The sequence below is a fragment of the Pseudovibrio sp. WM33 genome (genome assembly GCF_001623165.1).
Taxonomy (GTDB): Bacteria; Pseudomonadota; Alphaproteobacteria; order Rhizobiales; family Stappiaceae; genus Pseudovibrio.
Window position 1 is genome coordinate 50863 of record NZ_LMCK01000027.1, and the last position, 15324, is coordinate 66186.

At 52.0% G+C, this 15324-nt stretch carries 13 protein-coding genes; 11 read left to right on the plus strand and 2 right to left on the minus strand.

The genetic code is table 11. The annotated features are described in order from the left end of the window. The first annotated feature begins 341 nt into the window (after nt 1–341). A complete protein-coding gene (locus PsWM33_RS07170; RefSeq protein ID WP_063299709.1) occupies nt 342–1034 on the plus strand; it encodes a FadR/GntR family transcriptional regulator in 693 nt (230 codons plus the stop codon). 45 nt (nt 1035–1079) lie between these two features. Here the strand turns inward: PsWM33_RS07170 and PsWM33_RS07175 are convergent, their stop codons facing one another. Further along, nucleotides 1080–2015 (minus strand): sugar kinase, encoded by a 936-nt coding sequence (locus PsWM33_RS07175; protein WP_063299710.1) that lies wholly within the window; start codon nt 2013–2015, stop codon nt 1080–1082. A gap of 403 nt (nt 2016–2418) precedes the next feature. Between PsWM33_RS07175 and PsWM33_RS07180 the strand changes: the two genes are divergently transcribed. Then, nucleotides 2419–3462, plus strand: a complete 1044-nt coding sequence (locus tag PsWM33_RS07180; protein ID WP_063299711.1) for a DmpA family aminopeptidase — start codon at nt 2419–2421, stop codon at nt 3460–3462. After that, nucleotides 3455–4408, plus strand: coding sequence for a phosphotransferase enzyme family protein (locus PsWM33_RS07185; RefSeq protein ID WP_063298724.1), 954 nt, complete (start codon nt 3455–3457; stop codon nt 4406–4408). The genes PsWM33_RS07180 and PsWM33_RS07185 overlap by 8 nt, the downstream gene beginning before the upstream one ends. Nucleotides 4409–4440: 32 nt before the next feature. On the opposite strand, the gene PsWM33_RS07190 is transcribed toward PsWM33_RS07185, so the two are convergent. Next, nucleotides 4441–5817, minus strand: a complete 1377-nt coding sequence (locus tag PsWM33_RS07190) for a glutamate decarboxylase (RefSeq protein WP_063299712.1) — start codon at nt 5815–5817, stop codon at nt 4441–4443. Between the two features lie 179 nt (nt 5818–5996). Here PsWM33_RS07190 and PsWM33_RS07195 point away from each other — a divergent pair, with 179 nt between their 5' ends. The 8 genes from PsWM33_RS07195 (at nt 5997) to PsWM33_RS07230 (ending at nt 15043) form a co-directional block, all read left to right on the plus strand. Then, entirely contained in the window at nt 5997–7106 is a 1110-nt protein-coding gene (locus PsWM33_RS07195) for an ATP-dependent DNA helicase (RefSeq protein ID WP_063299713.1), read from the plus strand. A gap of 46 nt (nt 7107–7152) precedes the next feature. Further along, entirely contained in the window at nt 7153–7602 is a 450-nt protein-coding gene (gene rpiB, locus PsWM33_RS07200; RefSeq protein ID WP_063299714.1) for a ribose 5-phosphate isomerase B, read from the plus strand. Nucleotides 7603–7748: 146 nt separating this feature from the next. Next, nucleotides 7749–10202: a Tex family protein gene (locus PsWM33_RS07205; RefSeq protein ID WP_063299715.1), complete on the plus strand. Its 2454-nt coding sequence runs from the start codon at nt 7749–7751 to the stop codon at nt 10200–10202. 294 nt (nt 10203–10496) lie between these two features. Continuing rightward, entirely contained in the window at nt 10497–11378 is an 882-nt protein-coding gene (locus tag PsWM33_RS07210; RefSeq protein ID WP_063299716.1) for a hypothetical protein, read from the plus strand. Beyond that, the gene (locus PsWM33_RS07215; RefSeq protein ID WP_063299717.1) at nt 11368–11751 is read left to right on the plus strand and encodes a CesT family type III secretion system chaperone; all 384 of its coding nucleotides are present in this window, start codon (nt 11368–11370) and stop codon (nt 11749–11751) included. Before PsWM33_RS07210 ends, PsWM33_RS07215 begins: the two co-directional genes overlap by 11 nt. Nucleotides 11752–11984: 233 nt before the next feature. After that, a complete protein-coding gene (locus tag PsWM33_RS07220; protein WP_208994434.1) occupies nt 11985–13304 on the plus strand; it encodes an amidase in 1320 nt (439 codons plus the stop codon). 72 nt (nt 13305–13376) lie between these two features. After that, the gene (locus PsWM33_RS07225; protein WP_057465450.1) at nt 13377–13853 is read left to right on the plus strand and encodes a YaiI/YqxD family protein; all 477 of its coding nucleotides are present in this window, start codon (nt 13377–13379) and stop codon (nt 13851–13853) included. A gap of 122 nt (nt 13854–13975) precedes the next feature. Next, complete coding sequence (locus PsWM33_RS07230) at nt 13976–15043, plus strand: hypothetical protein (RefSeq protein ID WP_063299719.1); 1068 nt, start codon at nt 13976–13978, stop codon at nt 15041–15043. Nucleotides 15044–15324: the final 281 nt, after the last annotated feature.

The following is a 15324-nucleotide window of genomic DNA, read 5'->3' on the forward strand; positions in this document are numbered from 1 at the left end:
CACACTGAATAGTCTTAAAAGGAAGTCGACGCATAATAACACCCCCAACCTTGGAGAGGCCCCACAATCCCTCTCAGATATATTAGGAAGATGCGCTGTAAATAAGTAGACTACATAATGTCGCAGTCTGGTTAGAGAACATGGTTGTTCGCTTATGACGTAGCCTTTAGAATCCTTCTATCTAACTGATTTTTCTATTTACTTCATTTGGTTTGAGAGGCTTGCCGTCAAAGGGCCGGGTTTAGGGTGGCAAGCTTGTTAGCTTAGGGCGGCTGTTGTAAATTAATAAACTTCCAAGGCTGCAAGTAGCTTAAAAAACAAGAATAATTGGAGTGTGAGTGGTGGCCCGTCCAGCAAACCTCTCGAATGCGGTTTACGACAAGATGAAAGATGCTGTCGACTCCGGAGAATTTCCGGAAGGTCTTAAGCTTCCGACAGAAAATGCGCTTTGCGAGCGTTATGGAGTCTCTCGTCCCGTTGTGCGCGGTGCGATGGAACGCCTGCGTAAAGAGGGCTACATCAAGACTGTGCGTGGCTCTGGCAGCTTTGTCATCAGGGAGCACGTTACTCCAACGCCTTTTGCGCCCACACTGGGAGAGTTTGCGATTTCCGGCATTGGTGATGTCATTCAATGCCAAGAAACTCGTATGGCCTTTGAGGGCGAGATGGCGGCGTTGGCTGCTGAGCGCTGGACAGATGAAGAGATGGCTGAGTTGGATGCTGCGCTGGCGCAGATTCACAGTGACGGACTGGACTCTGTTGGCACCATTGATGGCGATATGCGGTTTCATGCTGCGGTCGTGAAGGCTGCCAAGAATGAGTATGCAGCGGCTGTTTACGAAGTCATGAAGCCGCAGATCCTTGTTGGTATGAATATGAGCAAGGGACTGTATCCGTTGCTGCCTGAGTTTGCACGTCGGCATGGGATTGAAGAGCACAAGGCCATTCTGGATGCGATCAGAGCCCGCGATGTTGAAGGTGCACGTCGTGAGATGCGAAATCACATTGGCTTCTTTGGGGATCAGTTCAAATAGAAAAGGCTCGCTTCATTTGTTGCGAGCCCTCTCACAATTTCGCTATCAAATACTGCGGTCTTGCATGAAGGCTTCGACTTGATCGCGTCTCGGGATTGGCGCGACTGCTCCATAGCCTTGCGTTGTGAGTGCTGCTGCTGCGTTGGCGTATTTGAGACTGTCTTCCAGTGACTTGCCGGCCACAACGTTGGTGAAGAAAGAACCGGAGAAGCAGTCACCAGCGCCGGTGGCATCAATGGCTTCTACCGGGTTGCCTGCAACGCGCTTTCTCTCAGAGACCGTCGCGTACATCGCGCCCTCTTTGCCCAGCTTCAAAATGACATTCTTTGAACCCAGTTTGAGGTAGAAGTCGCAGATCTTGTCTGGATCTGAGAGGCCAGTCAGTACTTCAGCTTCATCGACACTTGGCATGATGAAGTCAACAAGACGGGCGGTTTCGTGGATGATGCCGCGGGCGCGGTTCAAATCCCAGAGCTTCAGGCGCAGGTTGGTGTCAAAGGAGGTGAGGGTGCCACCTTCTTTAGCGATCTCAATGCTTTTGAAAACACTGTCGCATGAGCTGGTGGAAATGGCCTGCGTAATGGCTGTGACATGGAAGAGTTTGGCCGCACGAATGGCATCTGCTGGCAGTTGATCTGGTGTGATCTGTGAGGCAGCAGAGCCTTTGCGTGCGAAGCTGAAATGATGGCCTTGCTCATCGTGAGAAATAAAGTAGATGCCAGTTGGCGCAATCGGATTACGCTCGACAAGATGCGTCTTGACACCTTCTTTTTCCCAAAGATCGATGAATTTGTTGCCGAATACATCATCGCCCAGATGGGTCAGGATAGCGACGTTTGCTCCCTGACGAGCTGCGCAACATGCGAAATTGGAGGCATCTCCCCCAAAGCCTGACAGGTAGTCTGGGCCTTCTCCGCTGTATTCCTTGACCTGATTGAACTCGAACAATGGCTCCCCAAAGCTGATGATTTCTGCGGTCATTTTGTCCTCATTGTTCAAAGTGTATCAGGCAGCATGCGTCACTTTTGGCCAGTCCTTTCAGTTCCCTGCAAGAGGAGCGGTTGCTATGATGCAGGAAAGATTCTGATGCTGGGAGTTTTGTGGCAGCTAATTGGTAGACCATTTTCCGATATTTTAGGGTATTTTGCAATTAGCTGCTTACACTTATTTTCGTTGATTTTATTGAAATTCTTGATGAACTAAATATGGGAAATTATTCAATTTACAAAGAGGCGCCGCTTTGATGATTAAATTGGTCGGCCAATATCGCCGCAGACCTTCTCTGTAATGAGCTGGTAAATCTTTTAGTGGCGTTGTTTGCTTTTTAACTATGAAATAGGACTGGTATCATCTGAGTGGAATACTATTTGTGCCAGAGGTTGGAATGTTTCAGAAAATCAATATTGGGTCTTTGCCAAAGGGGCAGCGGAATACAATTTGTGATGTTCCGGGTGTCAAAGTCGGGCATGTGACACTGACTGATGGTGATTGTCAGACTGGCGTGACCGCGATTACCACTCATAATGAGAATGCCTTTAATCTGAGAACGCGTGCGGCTTCTCATGTGTTTAATGGTTTTGGCAAGAGTGTTGGGTTGGTGCAGGTTGAAGAGCTGGGAGAGCTGGAAACACCAATCCTTTTGACGAACACGCTAAGCGTTGGTGCGGTGAGTGAAGGTTTGATCCAGCATACACTGGCAGAAACGCCGGATATTGACTTCGTGATGGGTACGATCAATCCAGTGGTGTTTGAATGTAATGATGCTTTCCTGAACAAGATCAGTGCGTTGTATGTACGCCCACAGCATGCTCTGGACGCGATTGGAGCGGTCTCTGAAGAGTTTGAGCAAGGTGCGGTTGGTGCGGGGCGTGGGATGTCCTGTTACGGCCTGAAGGGGGGCATCGGAAGTGCTTCTCGTCAGGTGAAGCTTGGCAACAAAGAGTACCATCTGGGTGCTCTGGTGCTTTCCAATATGGGGCGGATGCCAGACTTTACATTGGCTGGACAACATATTGGCCCGCAGATTGAAGAGAAGCTGGCACGTGATGAAAGCGGACCTGAAAAAGGGTCTATCATCATGATCATCGGAACGGATCTTCCGCTTAGCGAGCGTCAACTGAAGCGGGTTGCCAAGAGAACTTCTGTAGGACTTGCACGAACTGGTTCATTTCTTGGTCATGGAAGTGGCGATATAGCTTTAGCATTCACAACTGCGGATCCAGTGGACACAAAGAGCAGAAAACGCACGCATTCGGTGGAACAAGTGGATGAGCGGCGAATTGACAGGGTGTTTAGAGCGACTGCAGAAGTTACAGAGGAAGCTATCGTCAATTCAATGTTGAATGCAGAACGAGTAACGGGTCGTGATGGCAATACGCGCTATGCATTGGGAGATTTTGGCGAGTTAATGGGGGAAGCAAATGAATAAGCAGGAAATCAAGCTCCTTGATGAAGCTTTTGCCTTGCCAGAAAATACCAGGTGGTCCTCATTTGGAGAGGGCCATGCCAATGAAACCTGGTTGGGAGAAATAGACGGGGAGGAGCCTGTTGTTCTTCGTCGTCACAATCCAAATAGAACTGAAGAGCAGATCCTTTCAGAATTCAAATGTCTGGATTTGCTGCACGATATAATCGGATATGAGGTTCCGAAGGCGCTTTATGGCGTTAATCAGGAGCGTTTGACCGAGGTTGAGGGTGCTTACTACTCAGTCTTTGAGTTGATCGAAGGTGAGACGCCGCCACTGGATAAGGTAGAGACCTGCAGTCAAAGTGGTCAGGCCTTGGCAAATCTGCACATCAAGCTTTGGGAGGAGCGAGATGCGTTTCGATTTGCGGAACAAGAACGTCCGGGTGTTAGCAAAGAGACGTTGAAATCAGGAGCTGCCTTGTTGGCCGCGCTTTCTGAGTTGGAAGCTTCCAAGAACATCGATGCCAAGTATCTGAGCTCTGCTTATTGGGCAGATATGGAGACGGGGCTTGATGAAGCGCTGGGTAAACTTGGAAACCTGAATGAGACAAAGCACCTGATCCATGGTGATTTTGGACCGCCCAACACGCTCATCAGCGAGAATTCTGGCGAGTTGGTCGGTGTGCTTGACTGGGATGAATGCCGGTGGGACCTGCCAGTATATGATGTTGCTGGCGTTTATCCATTCCTGTGCGAGATCGATAAATCTCTTGGTGAGGCGTTTGTTGATGCTTATTTCACAGGATTGAAAGGCTCATCTCATCCGCTTGCAAGGCGCGAAAGCGAAATACGGGCGCTTATGGCAGCTGTACAATATGTGGCTACTTACAAAGAGTTTGAGCTGATGGTTGAGAACCATCTGGATGAACCTGAGTATCTGGCGCAGCTGCTTGAGCAGCTGGCCTGATCTTTAGGCGGTTTCTCTCACGGTGATATGCTCTACCCGTGAGAGAAGCTTGGCCCTGCCTCTGACCATTTAATGTTATTTTTGTCCAGATAGTTCAGTGCCTTACGGATATCCAGAAAGAGTTGGTCGACTGCGTCATGAGAGACGCCATGGCGTACCATGATGCGCTGGACGACTGTATCGTGCATGTCTGCCGGTAGCGGGTAGGAGGCGATTTGCCATCCGCTCATGCGCACCCGTTCTGAAAGATCGTAGAGCGAGTAGTGGGCCTTTTCCGGGTGTTTGAGGCGATAGCACACACAGGGCAGGGCGCCATTGCCGTCATATAGAATGTCGAGCTCCGGTAGCCCCGCCAGCTTTTCGGCGAGATACTGAGCGTTCTCAGCGCAAGCTGACTGGATGCCTCTGTAACCTACCCAGCCTAGTCTCATGAAGTTGTAATACTGGATGACGATCTGACCACCGGGGCGTGAGAAGTTCAGTGCGAAGGTGGGCATGTTGCCACCCAGATAATCAACGTTGAACACCAGATCAGACGGCAGCTCTTTCTGATCGCGCCAGATCACCCAGCCAACGCCAAGCGGTGCGAGACCGAACTTGTGGCCTGAGGCGTTGATGGACTTCACGCGATCGAGGCGGAAATCCCACAGCAGCTCCGGATGTAGGAAGGGAGCGACGAAGCCGCCGGAAGCGGCGTCTACGTGAACCGGAATGTCCAGACCTGTCTGGTCCTGGATCTTGTCCAACTCTTTGCAAATTTCGCTTACTGGTTCATAGACACCGGTGAAGGTGACACCAAGGGTTGGAACGACGCAGATGGTGTTTTCGTCCACGTAGTCCTTCAACTGTTCAGACCTCATATGGAGAGACCCTTCGCTGAGGGGGATCTGGCGGAGCTCCACGTCAAAGTACTTGGCAAACTTGTGCCAGCAGACCTGAACCGGACCACACACTATGTTGGGTTTGTCGTAGGATTTGCCTTCTTTCTTGCAGCGATCTCTCCATGCCCATTTGAGGGCGAGGCCGCCCAGCATGGCGGCTTCAGAGGAGCCTGTGGTTGAGCAACCGATTGTTTCTTCCGCTTCCGGGGAGTTCCAGAGGCTGGCGATGATATGAACACAGCGGGCTTCAACCTCTGCAGTTTGCGGATACTCATCCTTGTCGATCATGTTCTTGTCGATGCAATCGGCCATGAGTTTGTGGACTTCGTCTTCCACCCATGTGGTGCAGAAAGTGGCGAGGTTTTGCCGTGCATTACCGTCCAGATAGAGCTCGTCGCGGACAAGGTTGTAGGCCTCTTCCGGGCTCATTCCTGTTTCTGGAATGCGCTCTTTAGCAAGTCCTTCAACTGCGCGGGCCGTGGCGTAAATGTCTGGACTTTCGCTGGCACTTGTCTTCCACAATGGCATGAGGTTGCTCCGAAAATGATTTGCTGATGCAACCCTAGCGTCAGTGACTGAAGGCGACGTAAGTTTCACAGGTTCAATTTGGAGTGTCCTGTTGACCTTTTTCAGAAAACGAGGGCGTTTCAGGTCAGCTTCGTTTATTACTCATTCTGGTTTGAGAAAGTTATTACAGGTGGTCTGGAATGGATTGGTCTCCGCAACAAGATGATGCACTTACTGAAGTGGCGCGCTGGTCCCGTTCGCACGGGCCCCAGGTGTTTCGCTTGTTCGGGTATGCCGGTACCGGCAAGACCACTTTGGCTCGCCATCTGGCTGAAGGGCTTGATGGAGAGGTGGCCTTTGGTGCTTTCACCGGTAAGGCCGCGCATGTGCTGCGCCAGAAGGGGTGTGAAGATGCTTCCACCATTCACTCCCTGATTTATCGCCCCAAGGGTACCAAAAAGGACGATGACGATGAGGATGAGAGCCCTCAGTTCGCCATCAACCGCGACAGCCCTGCTGCTAAAGTGGACCTGATCATCATTGATGAGTGTTCCATGGTGGATGAGGAGCTCGGGCGCGATCTGCTCTCTTTTGGCAAAAAAGTGCTGGTGCTGGGTGATCCGGCGCAGCTGCCGCCTGTGCGTGGTGGTGGCTACTTCACCGAGGTGGAGCCAGATATCATGCTCACCGAGGTTCATCGTCAGGCGAAAGACAACCCGATTGTGCGCATGTCCATGGATATTCGCGATGGGCAAGAGCTGGACTTTGGCCAGTATGGCGACAGTTCTGTGATTTCGCGCCGGAATATCGACAAGGAGCGGATTCTTGGCTCCGATCAGGTGCTGGTGGGCACCAACAAGACGCGCAGGCTGTATAACGGCCGGATTCGAGACCTTAAGGGTATCACGACACAGATGCCGTCCGTTGGTGACAAACTGGTGTGCCTGCGTAACGACAAGACCAAAGGTTTGCTGAATGGTGGCCTCTGGGAAGTCTCCCGCCTGCGTCCGCCACGCGGTAACACGCTGCGCTTTGACGTTACATCAGAGGATGACATCTCCAAGAAGGCGATTAGGGTGAAGGTGCTGCCTGCGATGTTCGAGGAAGGCAGCGAACAGCTCCCCTACGCCATCCGCCGCCGTGCCGACGAGTTCGACTACGGCTACGCCCTGACCGTGCACAAATCGCAGGGTTCTCAGTGGGATGATGTGGTGTTGTTTGACGAGAGCTGGGCGTTTCGTGAGCACAAAACGCGCTGGCTGTATACGGCAGTGACCCGTGCGGCGCAGAAGATTACGGTGGTGCGGTAACCACCCTTTGCCGTCAAAGTGCCTTGCTAAACGGGAAAGCTATTTCATGACAACCAACAAACGCATCGTTCTTTCAAGCGACCACTCAGGCATTCAGCTTCGGCAAGTTGCGGCGGCTCATATCGCTGCGAAGGGGTGGGAAGTTGTCGATATTGGGCCGACAACGCCTGAAAGCACGCCTTATCCAAAGCATGGTGAAGCGGCTGCACAACTTGTTGCTTCTGGTGATTGCAGGTTCGGGATTGTGTTGTGCGGTACCGGCCAAGGGATCATGATGGCGGCGAATAAGGTTAAAGGCATCCGGTGCGGGGTTTGTAGCGACACATTCTCTGCTCGCATGATCCGCGAGCACAACAATGCCAACATGCTTTCTATGGGTGTCCGCGTGATTGGCGAAGGAGTTGCACTCGATATCGTGGATGCATTCCTTTCCGCTCAGTTTGAGGGTGGGCGACATGCGATGCGAGTGGAGATGATTGAAGCGTTGGAAGTTTAGCGCTGATTGAGTGACCGAAGAGAGGGACGTCAATTTAAATAAAACTACATCTCCTTTCCCTGTGCGTATTCGTCTCTCGTACCTAGTTTTGCCCGCATTGGGGACCTAGGGTGGGCATCTGTTTTTAATAAGCCTGCGAGATTTGAATGTCTGATCTGACGTCTGTTGCTTCTTCCTCTCCTGCTAAAGCGGGTAAGCTTTCTGCTGATATTGCTTTGCGGATTTCTCAGCGTATTTCGGGTGAAATTGGCTGTGCGCCGGGGCAGGTGAATTCTGCGGTGCAGTTGTTGGATGAAGGGTCTACGGTTCCGTTTATTGCGCGTTACCGGAAAGAGGCGACAGGTGGATTGGATGATACGCAGCTGCGTACGTTGGAAGAGCGCCTGATTTATATGCGTGAGATGGAAGATCGCCGCAAAGCGATTGTGAAATCCATCGAAGAGCAGGGCAAGCTCACCGACGAGCTGGCAAAGCAAATTGCTGGTGCAGACAACAAAGCCACTCTGGAAGACCTTTACCTCCCTTACAAAAAGAAACGCCGCACCAAAGCGCAGATCGCCCGTGAGGCTGGCATTGAGCCGCTGGCAGATTTGCTGCTGAGTGATCCGAGCAAGACCCCTGAGAGCGAAGCAGGCAGCTTTGTTGATGCAGAGAAGGGCTTTGCGGACACCAAGGCGGTGCTGGATGGCGCGCGTCAGATCCTGATGGAGCGTTTTTCTGAGAACGCTCAGTTGGTTGGTAAACTGCGTAACTACGTGGCGCGTCAAGGCGCTGTGAAGGCAGAAGTTGTTGCAGGCAAAGAACAGGAAGGCGCGAAGTTTTCGGACTACTTTGGTTACTTTGAGAATTGGAAGAGTATTCCGAGCCACCGGGCACTGGCGCTTTTGCGTGGTCGCAATGAGGGCATTCTGGCGCTGGATTTGAAGGTGGATGAGGATGATGTTTCCGCTGTGAAGCCCGTGGAGCAGATGATTGCTGATGCGGCGGGCATCGTGACCAACGGTCGCCCTGCTGATAAGTGGCTTTCTGATGTGTGTCGCTGGACGTGGAAGGTGAAGATTGGCCTTCATGTTGAGCTGGACCTGATGAGCGAACTTCGTGACAAAGCAGAAGAAGAAGCGATCAAGGTTTTTGCCCGTAACCTGAAAGACTTGTTATTGGCAGCGCCCGCTGGGCCGCGTGCGACGCTGGGGCTTGATCCGGGTATTCGGACTGGCGTGAAGGTGGCTGTTGTTGATGCGACTGGCAAGCTGATTGATACCGCCACGATCTACCCGTTCCAGCCACGCAATGACATTCAGGGGTCACTTGCCACCTTGCGGGCATTGGTTGCCAAGCATGGCGTGAGCCTGATTGCAATTGGTAACGGGACTGCCAGCCGCGAGACGGATCGTTTAGCGGCAGATTTGTTAAAGGATATTCCGGCAGAACATCGCCCAACCAAGGTGATGGTGAACGAGGCAGGGGCCTCGGTTTATTCCGCCTCGGCTTTGGCTGCTAAGGAAATGCCGGATGTGGATGTGTCTTTGCGCGGAGCGGCTTCTATTGGTCGCCGTTTGCAGGACCCGCTTGCGGAACTAGTGAAGATTGAGCCGAAGTCCATTGGTGTCGGGCAGTATCAGCATGACGTGAACCAGACCAAGCTGGCCCGTTCGCTGGATGGCGTGGTTGAGGATGCGGTGAACGCGGTTGGGGTTGACCTCAACACGGCGTCTGCACCGCTACTGGCACATATCTCCGGCTTGACAGAGGGCCTTGCGAAAGCGGTGGTTGAGTATCGTGATACGGTTGGCACCTTTAAGAACCGCAGGCAGTTGTTGAAGGTTGCGCGGCTTGGGCCAAAGGCGTTTGAGCAGTGTGCGGGCTTCCTGCGGATTGCAGATGGCGAGAACCCGCTGGATGCGTCCTCTGTTCACCCAGAAGCGTACCCACTTGCGCAGAAGATCATCAAAGCATGTGGTCGAGATATTCGTGAGATCATGGGCTCCAACCTGCTGAGCAATCTGGACCCAAAAGAGTTTACGGACGAGAAGTTTGGTCTGCCGACTGTAAAGGACATTTTTGCAGAGCTGGAAAAGCCGGGGCGTGATCCGCGTCCTGAGTTTAAGACCGCCTCCTTCCAGGATGGTGTTGAGACCATGCAGGATCTCAAGCCGGGCATGATGCTGGAAGGCACGGTTACCAACGTGACCAACTTTGGTGCCTTTGTTGATGTTGGCGTGCATCAGGATGGGTTGGTGCATGTGTCTCAGCTGGCGGACCGGTTCGTGGATGATCCGCATACGGTTGTGAAAGCGGGTGATATCGTAAAGGTGCGTGTTGTCGAGGTGGATATTGCCCGCAAACGCATCGGCCTGACCATGCGCAAGGACAGTGCGGATGCACGTGAGAATGTGCGGGAACGGCAGGCTGACCGGGGTGGAAACCGCAACCAGGGTGGAGGTCGTCCGGGCGGCGGTAATCGTCCGAATGGCGGCAACCGTGGTGGAGGACTGCGCGGGGGTGATCGTGGTGGCAATAAGCCAGCTGATACGAGCGGCGGTAGCAACAATGCCATGGCAGCGGCTTTGGCAGCGGCGTTTAACAAGCCTAAACGGTAAGTCTGCTTCCAATCAGTTTTGCAGGGAGTCCGCTGGTTCTGCTGGCGGGCTCTTTTTTGTTAGGAGTTCTATATTTTAAATAATTTTTATTTTTATGCCTGATCGATCAGAGGTGTAGAATTGACAAAGCTTTTTAAAATCATGATGTTGTAGTATTTATATTTTTCCTCTTGGTGTCTCTTCAAGTTAATGTAATCGATCTCTGTGCTGAATCTCACAGTTAGAATTTCTCTCATTGTTACTGTTGATCTTGAGTTGTGTGTTCTATCTTAGGTTGTGTAACGGGAAAGTTTAGTGCCGTCCTTTGCCTCGCTTGTTCATTGTCTTCGTTCAAATACTACTGAGACGCCTGATGCTGTTAACTTCACAACTGTAAAGAAAGCGCAGAAGTATCTAGGGGATTTTCAGGGGAAGGAGGTTCGCGTTTCCGCGCAGACCTTTGAGGACCTGAAGGTTGCACAAAAAGTTATCTGGCAGACCAAGCAGTTGCTTCCATTTGGTGCAGGTAATTTGACGCCGGAGGTGTTTGCTTCGCGTGGTGAGAGTTATCTGCGAGCCAATTATGGGCTGGCGAAAGCCCCGCAGCATGGTGGGTTGGCCGAAAGCTCGGTCCGTGTGCAGGCCGGCAACTGTTCCGGGCATGCCGAGGTTAGTTACAAGCTTCTGGCGGCATCAGAAACAGACCGCCCAGTGGCTCGTGTTTCCTCTTCAATGGTTGATCATGCGTTTTGCATGATTGGTGATCCCAGAGACCCTACGCAAGAGGCTGTTGTTGTTGATGCATGGCCGACGTTTCCGGGGGCCTTTCGTCTTGAGGACGGGAAACAGAGTATCATGGGTGAAGCGCCAACCGTGGTGTCGTGGACGCGTGCCGGACCAAAGCCTGCTCTATCTCTGGATATTGAGGGGTTAAAGCCTGTGCCCTTTGAGGAAATTCAGGGCTTCTTTAAGTCGCTGGACGTTCCCAGTGCGCCGGGTAAGAAACTTGAGCGTTTTATTGTTGAGCAGAATTCCAGGTCTCAATTTATGTTTTCAAGCCTCAGTACCACGGAAAATCCTGCGACTACCTACGTGACTGATTGTACTACAGAGACTGTTCAAGCGGATGAAATTCCCGCGAAATACTTCCATGAGAAGTTCGAGGGGCTGAAGGCTGGGAAAAAGCATGGCTTCTAACAATGTGAACTTCCACCACCTGATGAAAGACCTCATGAGGCAGTATCTGATCAACGAGTATGATGAGAATGAGGTCTATCAGGTGGATGTTGATGGTGCGCGCAGCATGTACTTTGTGGGCAATGAGCCAGACTATATTAAGCTGCTGGTGCGGGTTGAGCGTGAGGCCATTCATGAGGGGCTGAGTGAAAGCAGCATGCTGAAACTGAACCTGCCTGACCCTTCGGGCCATCCGATTATCGTCGGGCAAGGGGATGATGACTCTGTGGTGCTGTGGTCACGTATTGCGCTGAGTGGATTGTCTTTGCCAGATTTGCTGGAGAGTGTTGAGGCGCTTGGTTCTGCTGCTTCATCCCTCACTGCCCAGAACTAAAGCAGTTCGCATTTGTGTTGAAGCATCTGAACTGCTTTAGCCTTTGTTTTTGCGTATCTTTGTCCGAAAACCGGTTCCCACTTTTCGGCGATACACTGTAGTTTTGCTGCGCTTCGCAGTGGCAGATTAATAGACTGGTATCTCTTTTGTTTGGAGATGATTGAACTGATGAGGAAAACAGGCCACAACCATCAAAGTGCGATAAATATGCATGCGTGATGAGTGGAGATAACTTGTCGACAGATCCTCGTATACATTTCAGAGCGGTAGATGTAGCGCGCCGATATATTGATCGGGCAATGGACCTGCCTGATGGATGTGTAGAACGTGTGTTTCTGGAGTTTGATGCAGAGAGAATTATGCGCGCTGCTGAAGCTGCGGATCAGCGGCAGAAAGAAGCGCATGACTCGTTGCCTTTGCATGGCGTGGCTGTTTCTCTCAAAGACCTGTTTGATGAAACTGGCATTGTCACCAGTGCTGGCTCGCCGTTCCTGCGCAAGCGGGCTCCGGCTTGTGAAGATGCCAAGGTGGTGTCTGCCCTGAAAGCTGCAGGGGCGTTTACCTGTGGCCGTACCAATATGAGTGAGTTGGGTTTTACGGGGCTTGGACTCAATCCCTGTTTTGGATCCCCTGCAAATGTGATTGATCCTGCACGGATTCCCGGTGGTTCATCCTCGGGGGCTGTTGCAAGTGTGGGGCTGGGGCTGTGTGATGCGGCTCTGGGAACCGATACTGGCGGGTCTGTGCGAATTCCGGCAGCGCTTAATGGGCTTTACGGGTTTAAGCCGACGCGAGCGGCGATTTCGACCAAGGGTCTTTTCTCTGTTTGTCCATCCTTTGATACGGTTGGCTTTATTGCGCGATCAATACATATGTGCACCCGTTTGCATGCTGTGCTTTCGGGGCAATGTCTTGCTCCGCGCAGGATAAAGAGCCTTGATGGATTGCATGTGGGGCTTGTTGCTTCGCCGTTGGCTGAGGGATTGGATACGCAGGTAAGTGCTGATTTTGATCGCTCGATGCAGGCGATCCGGGATGCGGGTGCTATCATTGCGCCGGTTTCAGAGCCTGTCTTGTGTCATAGCGCGACTTTTCTTGGGACGATCTGCAGTTACGAGACCACTGCTTTGGTTGGCGTGTATTTGGAAGGTCTCAAAGAGACTGGAGATCCTTATGTGGTTCAGCGGATTCTCAAGTCGACTGAAGTGACGAGCAAAGAGATGGAAGAGGCGCGCTCGAAGCGTGTGGAAGCTATCCGTGCCTTTAAAGAGATGGCGGGCAAGTTTGATATTTTGATTGCGCCGACGGTGCCGATTGTTGCACCGCTGCTTGAGGATGTTGACAGCAATCCGGAAAAATTTGGCAGTCAGCTTTCGCAAAATACGCGTGCTGTGAACTGGGTTGACGGGTGTGCTGCGACTATTCCCATGAACCCGCATGGCATGCCGGGGACGGGTTTGATGTTGATTGAGCGGGCTGGACGTGATTGGCATGTGCTTGAAATGGCAAGTTTGATTGACAAAGTGATCGCTCCTGCGCGACTAAAGGGCTGATTTGAGCGTGTTCCTCTCCGAAAACCGGAACCACTTTTTGGGAATACGCTGCGATGCAGGAGAAGAGCTGCTGTGACCAGCGCTAAAAAGATACTTATTTATATTGATGCGGATGCATGCCCCGTCAAAGACGAGATTTACAAGGTTGCTGACCGGTATCGTCTGAAGGTGTTTGTTGTTGCCAACAGTTTCATCAACACGCCTCGTGACATGGACGTGGAACGGGTGATCGTGCCTGATGGGCCTGATGTTGCGGATGACTGGATTGCTGAGCGGGCCGTTCCGGGTGATATTGTTGTGACGCAGGATATTCCGCTGGCTGACCGTGTGGTGAAAGCTGGTGCGCTTGCGCTTTCCCCAAAAGGAAAAGTGTTTGATGAAGCTTCCATTGGCATGGCGCTGGCAACACGTAACCTGATGGAAGATCTGCGCAGTTTTGGGGAGCAGACAGGCGGGCCGCGCCCGTTCTCGCCGAAAGACCGATCTCAGTTTTTGCAAAAGATCGATCAGATTATTCAGCAGCTGAAGCGTCAGGGGTTTTCGGTATAGCGGGGTGCTGTTTGCCATTAAGCTCTGTGAAAACTGGCGATGATGTGCTGTAGGCCTCTTTGTCGACAAAGTTGAGCGCTTTTCTGGGGCTCTACTCTCGATAGACGTCAGGTCGTTTCCCTATGCCAGTTATCAGCGTGCGCAAATCAGTTGCCTTAGGCCTTGTTGCGCTTTTTTCGTTTTCGTCTCCTTCTGCGTTCGCCAAGTGGAAGAATCCTGCGGATCGGTATGCAGAGGCTTACAAAGAGTATCTGGGTGCTGCTTGCCCCATTGCTCAGGATAGCATCAAACACTTTGTTTATTTTGCCAGAGACCGCGAAGCGATTGAGGAGCATCCGTTTTTGGAGAGTTCCCGATTTGTGGGGGCGCAGATCATGTATCCGTGGCGTGCGCTTGAAACCTCCGAGGGAACCTATGATTTCTCTTTGATTGAAGCGGATTTGGCGTATCTGGGCTCCAAAGGCAAGAGGCTGTTCGTCCAGCTTCAGGATGCTTCGTTTAATCCAGACTATGTCCCTGTTCCTGACTACATTCTTTCTGATGAGTATGCAGGCGGTGCTGTTTATCAGTTTAACGATAACAACGAGCCGGAAGGTTGGGTTGCAAAGCGGTGGAACAGCAAGGTGCAGGAGCGGTTTGCCAAGCTTCTTCAGGCGCTGGGGCAAGCCTTTGACGGGCGGATTGAGGGTATCAATCTGCAAGAGTCTGCCATTGGGGTGTCCGCTGAGGATGATGAGCAGTTCAGTCCGGCCAGATATTCTGAAGCGCTGAAGGGCAATATGTCCGCGATGAAAGCATCGTTTCCGACATCGGTTACGATGCAGTATGCGAACTTTATGCCGGGTGAGTGGCTTCCCTTCGAAGATGAGGGCTATCTGAACTCAATCTATGAATATGGCGAAAGCATTGGTGTTGGTTTGGGCGCGCCGGATCTTATGGTCAAGCGGCGTGGTCAGCTGAACCATACCATCGCGATGATGCATGAGCGGGCGTACTCTGCGCCTCTTGGGATTGCTATTCAGGATGGCAACTATACGGGACGAACAGGCACCACTGAGGTGATTGAAAATGATCAGAATATCGTGCCACTACTCCATGCATTTGCGCAGGATTTTATGAAGGTGGACTACATGTTCTGGGTCAATCAGGAACCGTATTTTGAGAGAGATGTTCTGAGCTGTTTTGAGTAGTGGCTCGGCGTAGAGCTCGTGTGCTGGATGCCTCCCGTCGTCATGCCGGACGAGCGGAGCGAAGATCCGGTATCCAGTCTTTGAGTGCTGGTGTTGGTGGGGGTGACTCTGGATCCCGCATTAAATGCGGGAAGACGAAGGAGGGGAGGCGATTGATGTCTTGCCTCCGATGCTACTACCGTGATGCCAGACAGGGGGAGCTTTGGCTGAGCGTATCCTTAGGGCAACAGGTGCGGGGTTGTTGCAACTTTTCGTTGACAGGTGGGCGGTTCCATTCCACA

What these genes read in the sequence shown, in the direction of transcription:
- PsWM33_RS07175 (WP_063299710.1), bottom strand. Translation starts at nt 2,015, where the DNA reads ATGACCGCAGAAATCATCAGCTTTGGGGAGCCATTGTTCGAGTTCAAT.
- PsWM33_RS07180 (WP_063299711.1), top strand. Translation starts at nt 2,419, where the DNA reads ATGTTTCAGAAAATCAATATTGGGTCTTTGCCAAAGGGGCAGCGGAAT.
- PsWM33_RS07185 (WP_063298724.1), top strand. Translation starts at nt 3,455, where the DNA reads ATGAATAAGCAGGAAATCAAGCTCCTTGATGAAGCTTTTGCCTTGCCA.
- PsWM33_RS07190 (WP_063299712.1), bottom strand. Translation starts at nt 5,817, where the DNA reads ATGCCATTGTGGAAGACAAGTGCCAGCGAAAGTCCAGACATTTACGCC.
- PsWM33_RS07195 (WP_063299713.1), top strand. Translation starts at nt 5,997, where the DNA reads ATGGATTGGTCTCCGCAACAAGATGATGCACTTACTGAAGTGGCGCGC.
- rpiB (WP_063299714.1), top strand. Translation starts at nt 7,153, where the DNA reads ATGACAACCAACAAACGCATCGTTCTTTCAAGCGACCACTCAGGCATT.
- PsWM33_RS07205 (WP_063299715.1), top strand. Translation starts at nt 7,749, where the DNA reads ATGTCTGATCTGACGTCTGTTGCTTCTTCCTCTCCTGCTAAAGCGGGT.
- PsWM33_RS07215 (WP_063299717.1), top strand. Translation starts at nt 11,368, where the DNA reads ATGGCTTCTAACAATGTGAACTTCCACCACCTGATGAAAGACCTCATG.
- PsWM33_RS07230 (WP_063299719.1), top strand. Translation starts at nt 13,976, where the DNA reads ATGCCAGTTATCAGCGTGCGCAAATCAGTTGCCTTAGGCCTTGTTGCG.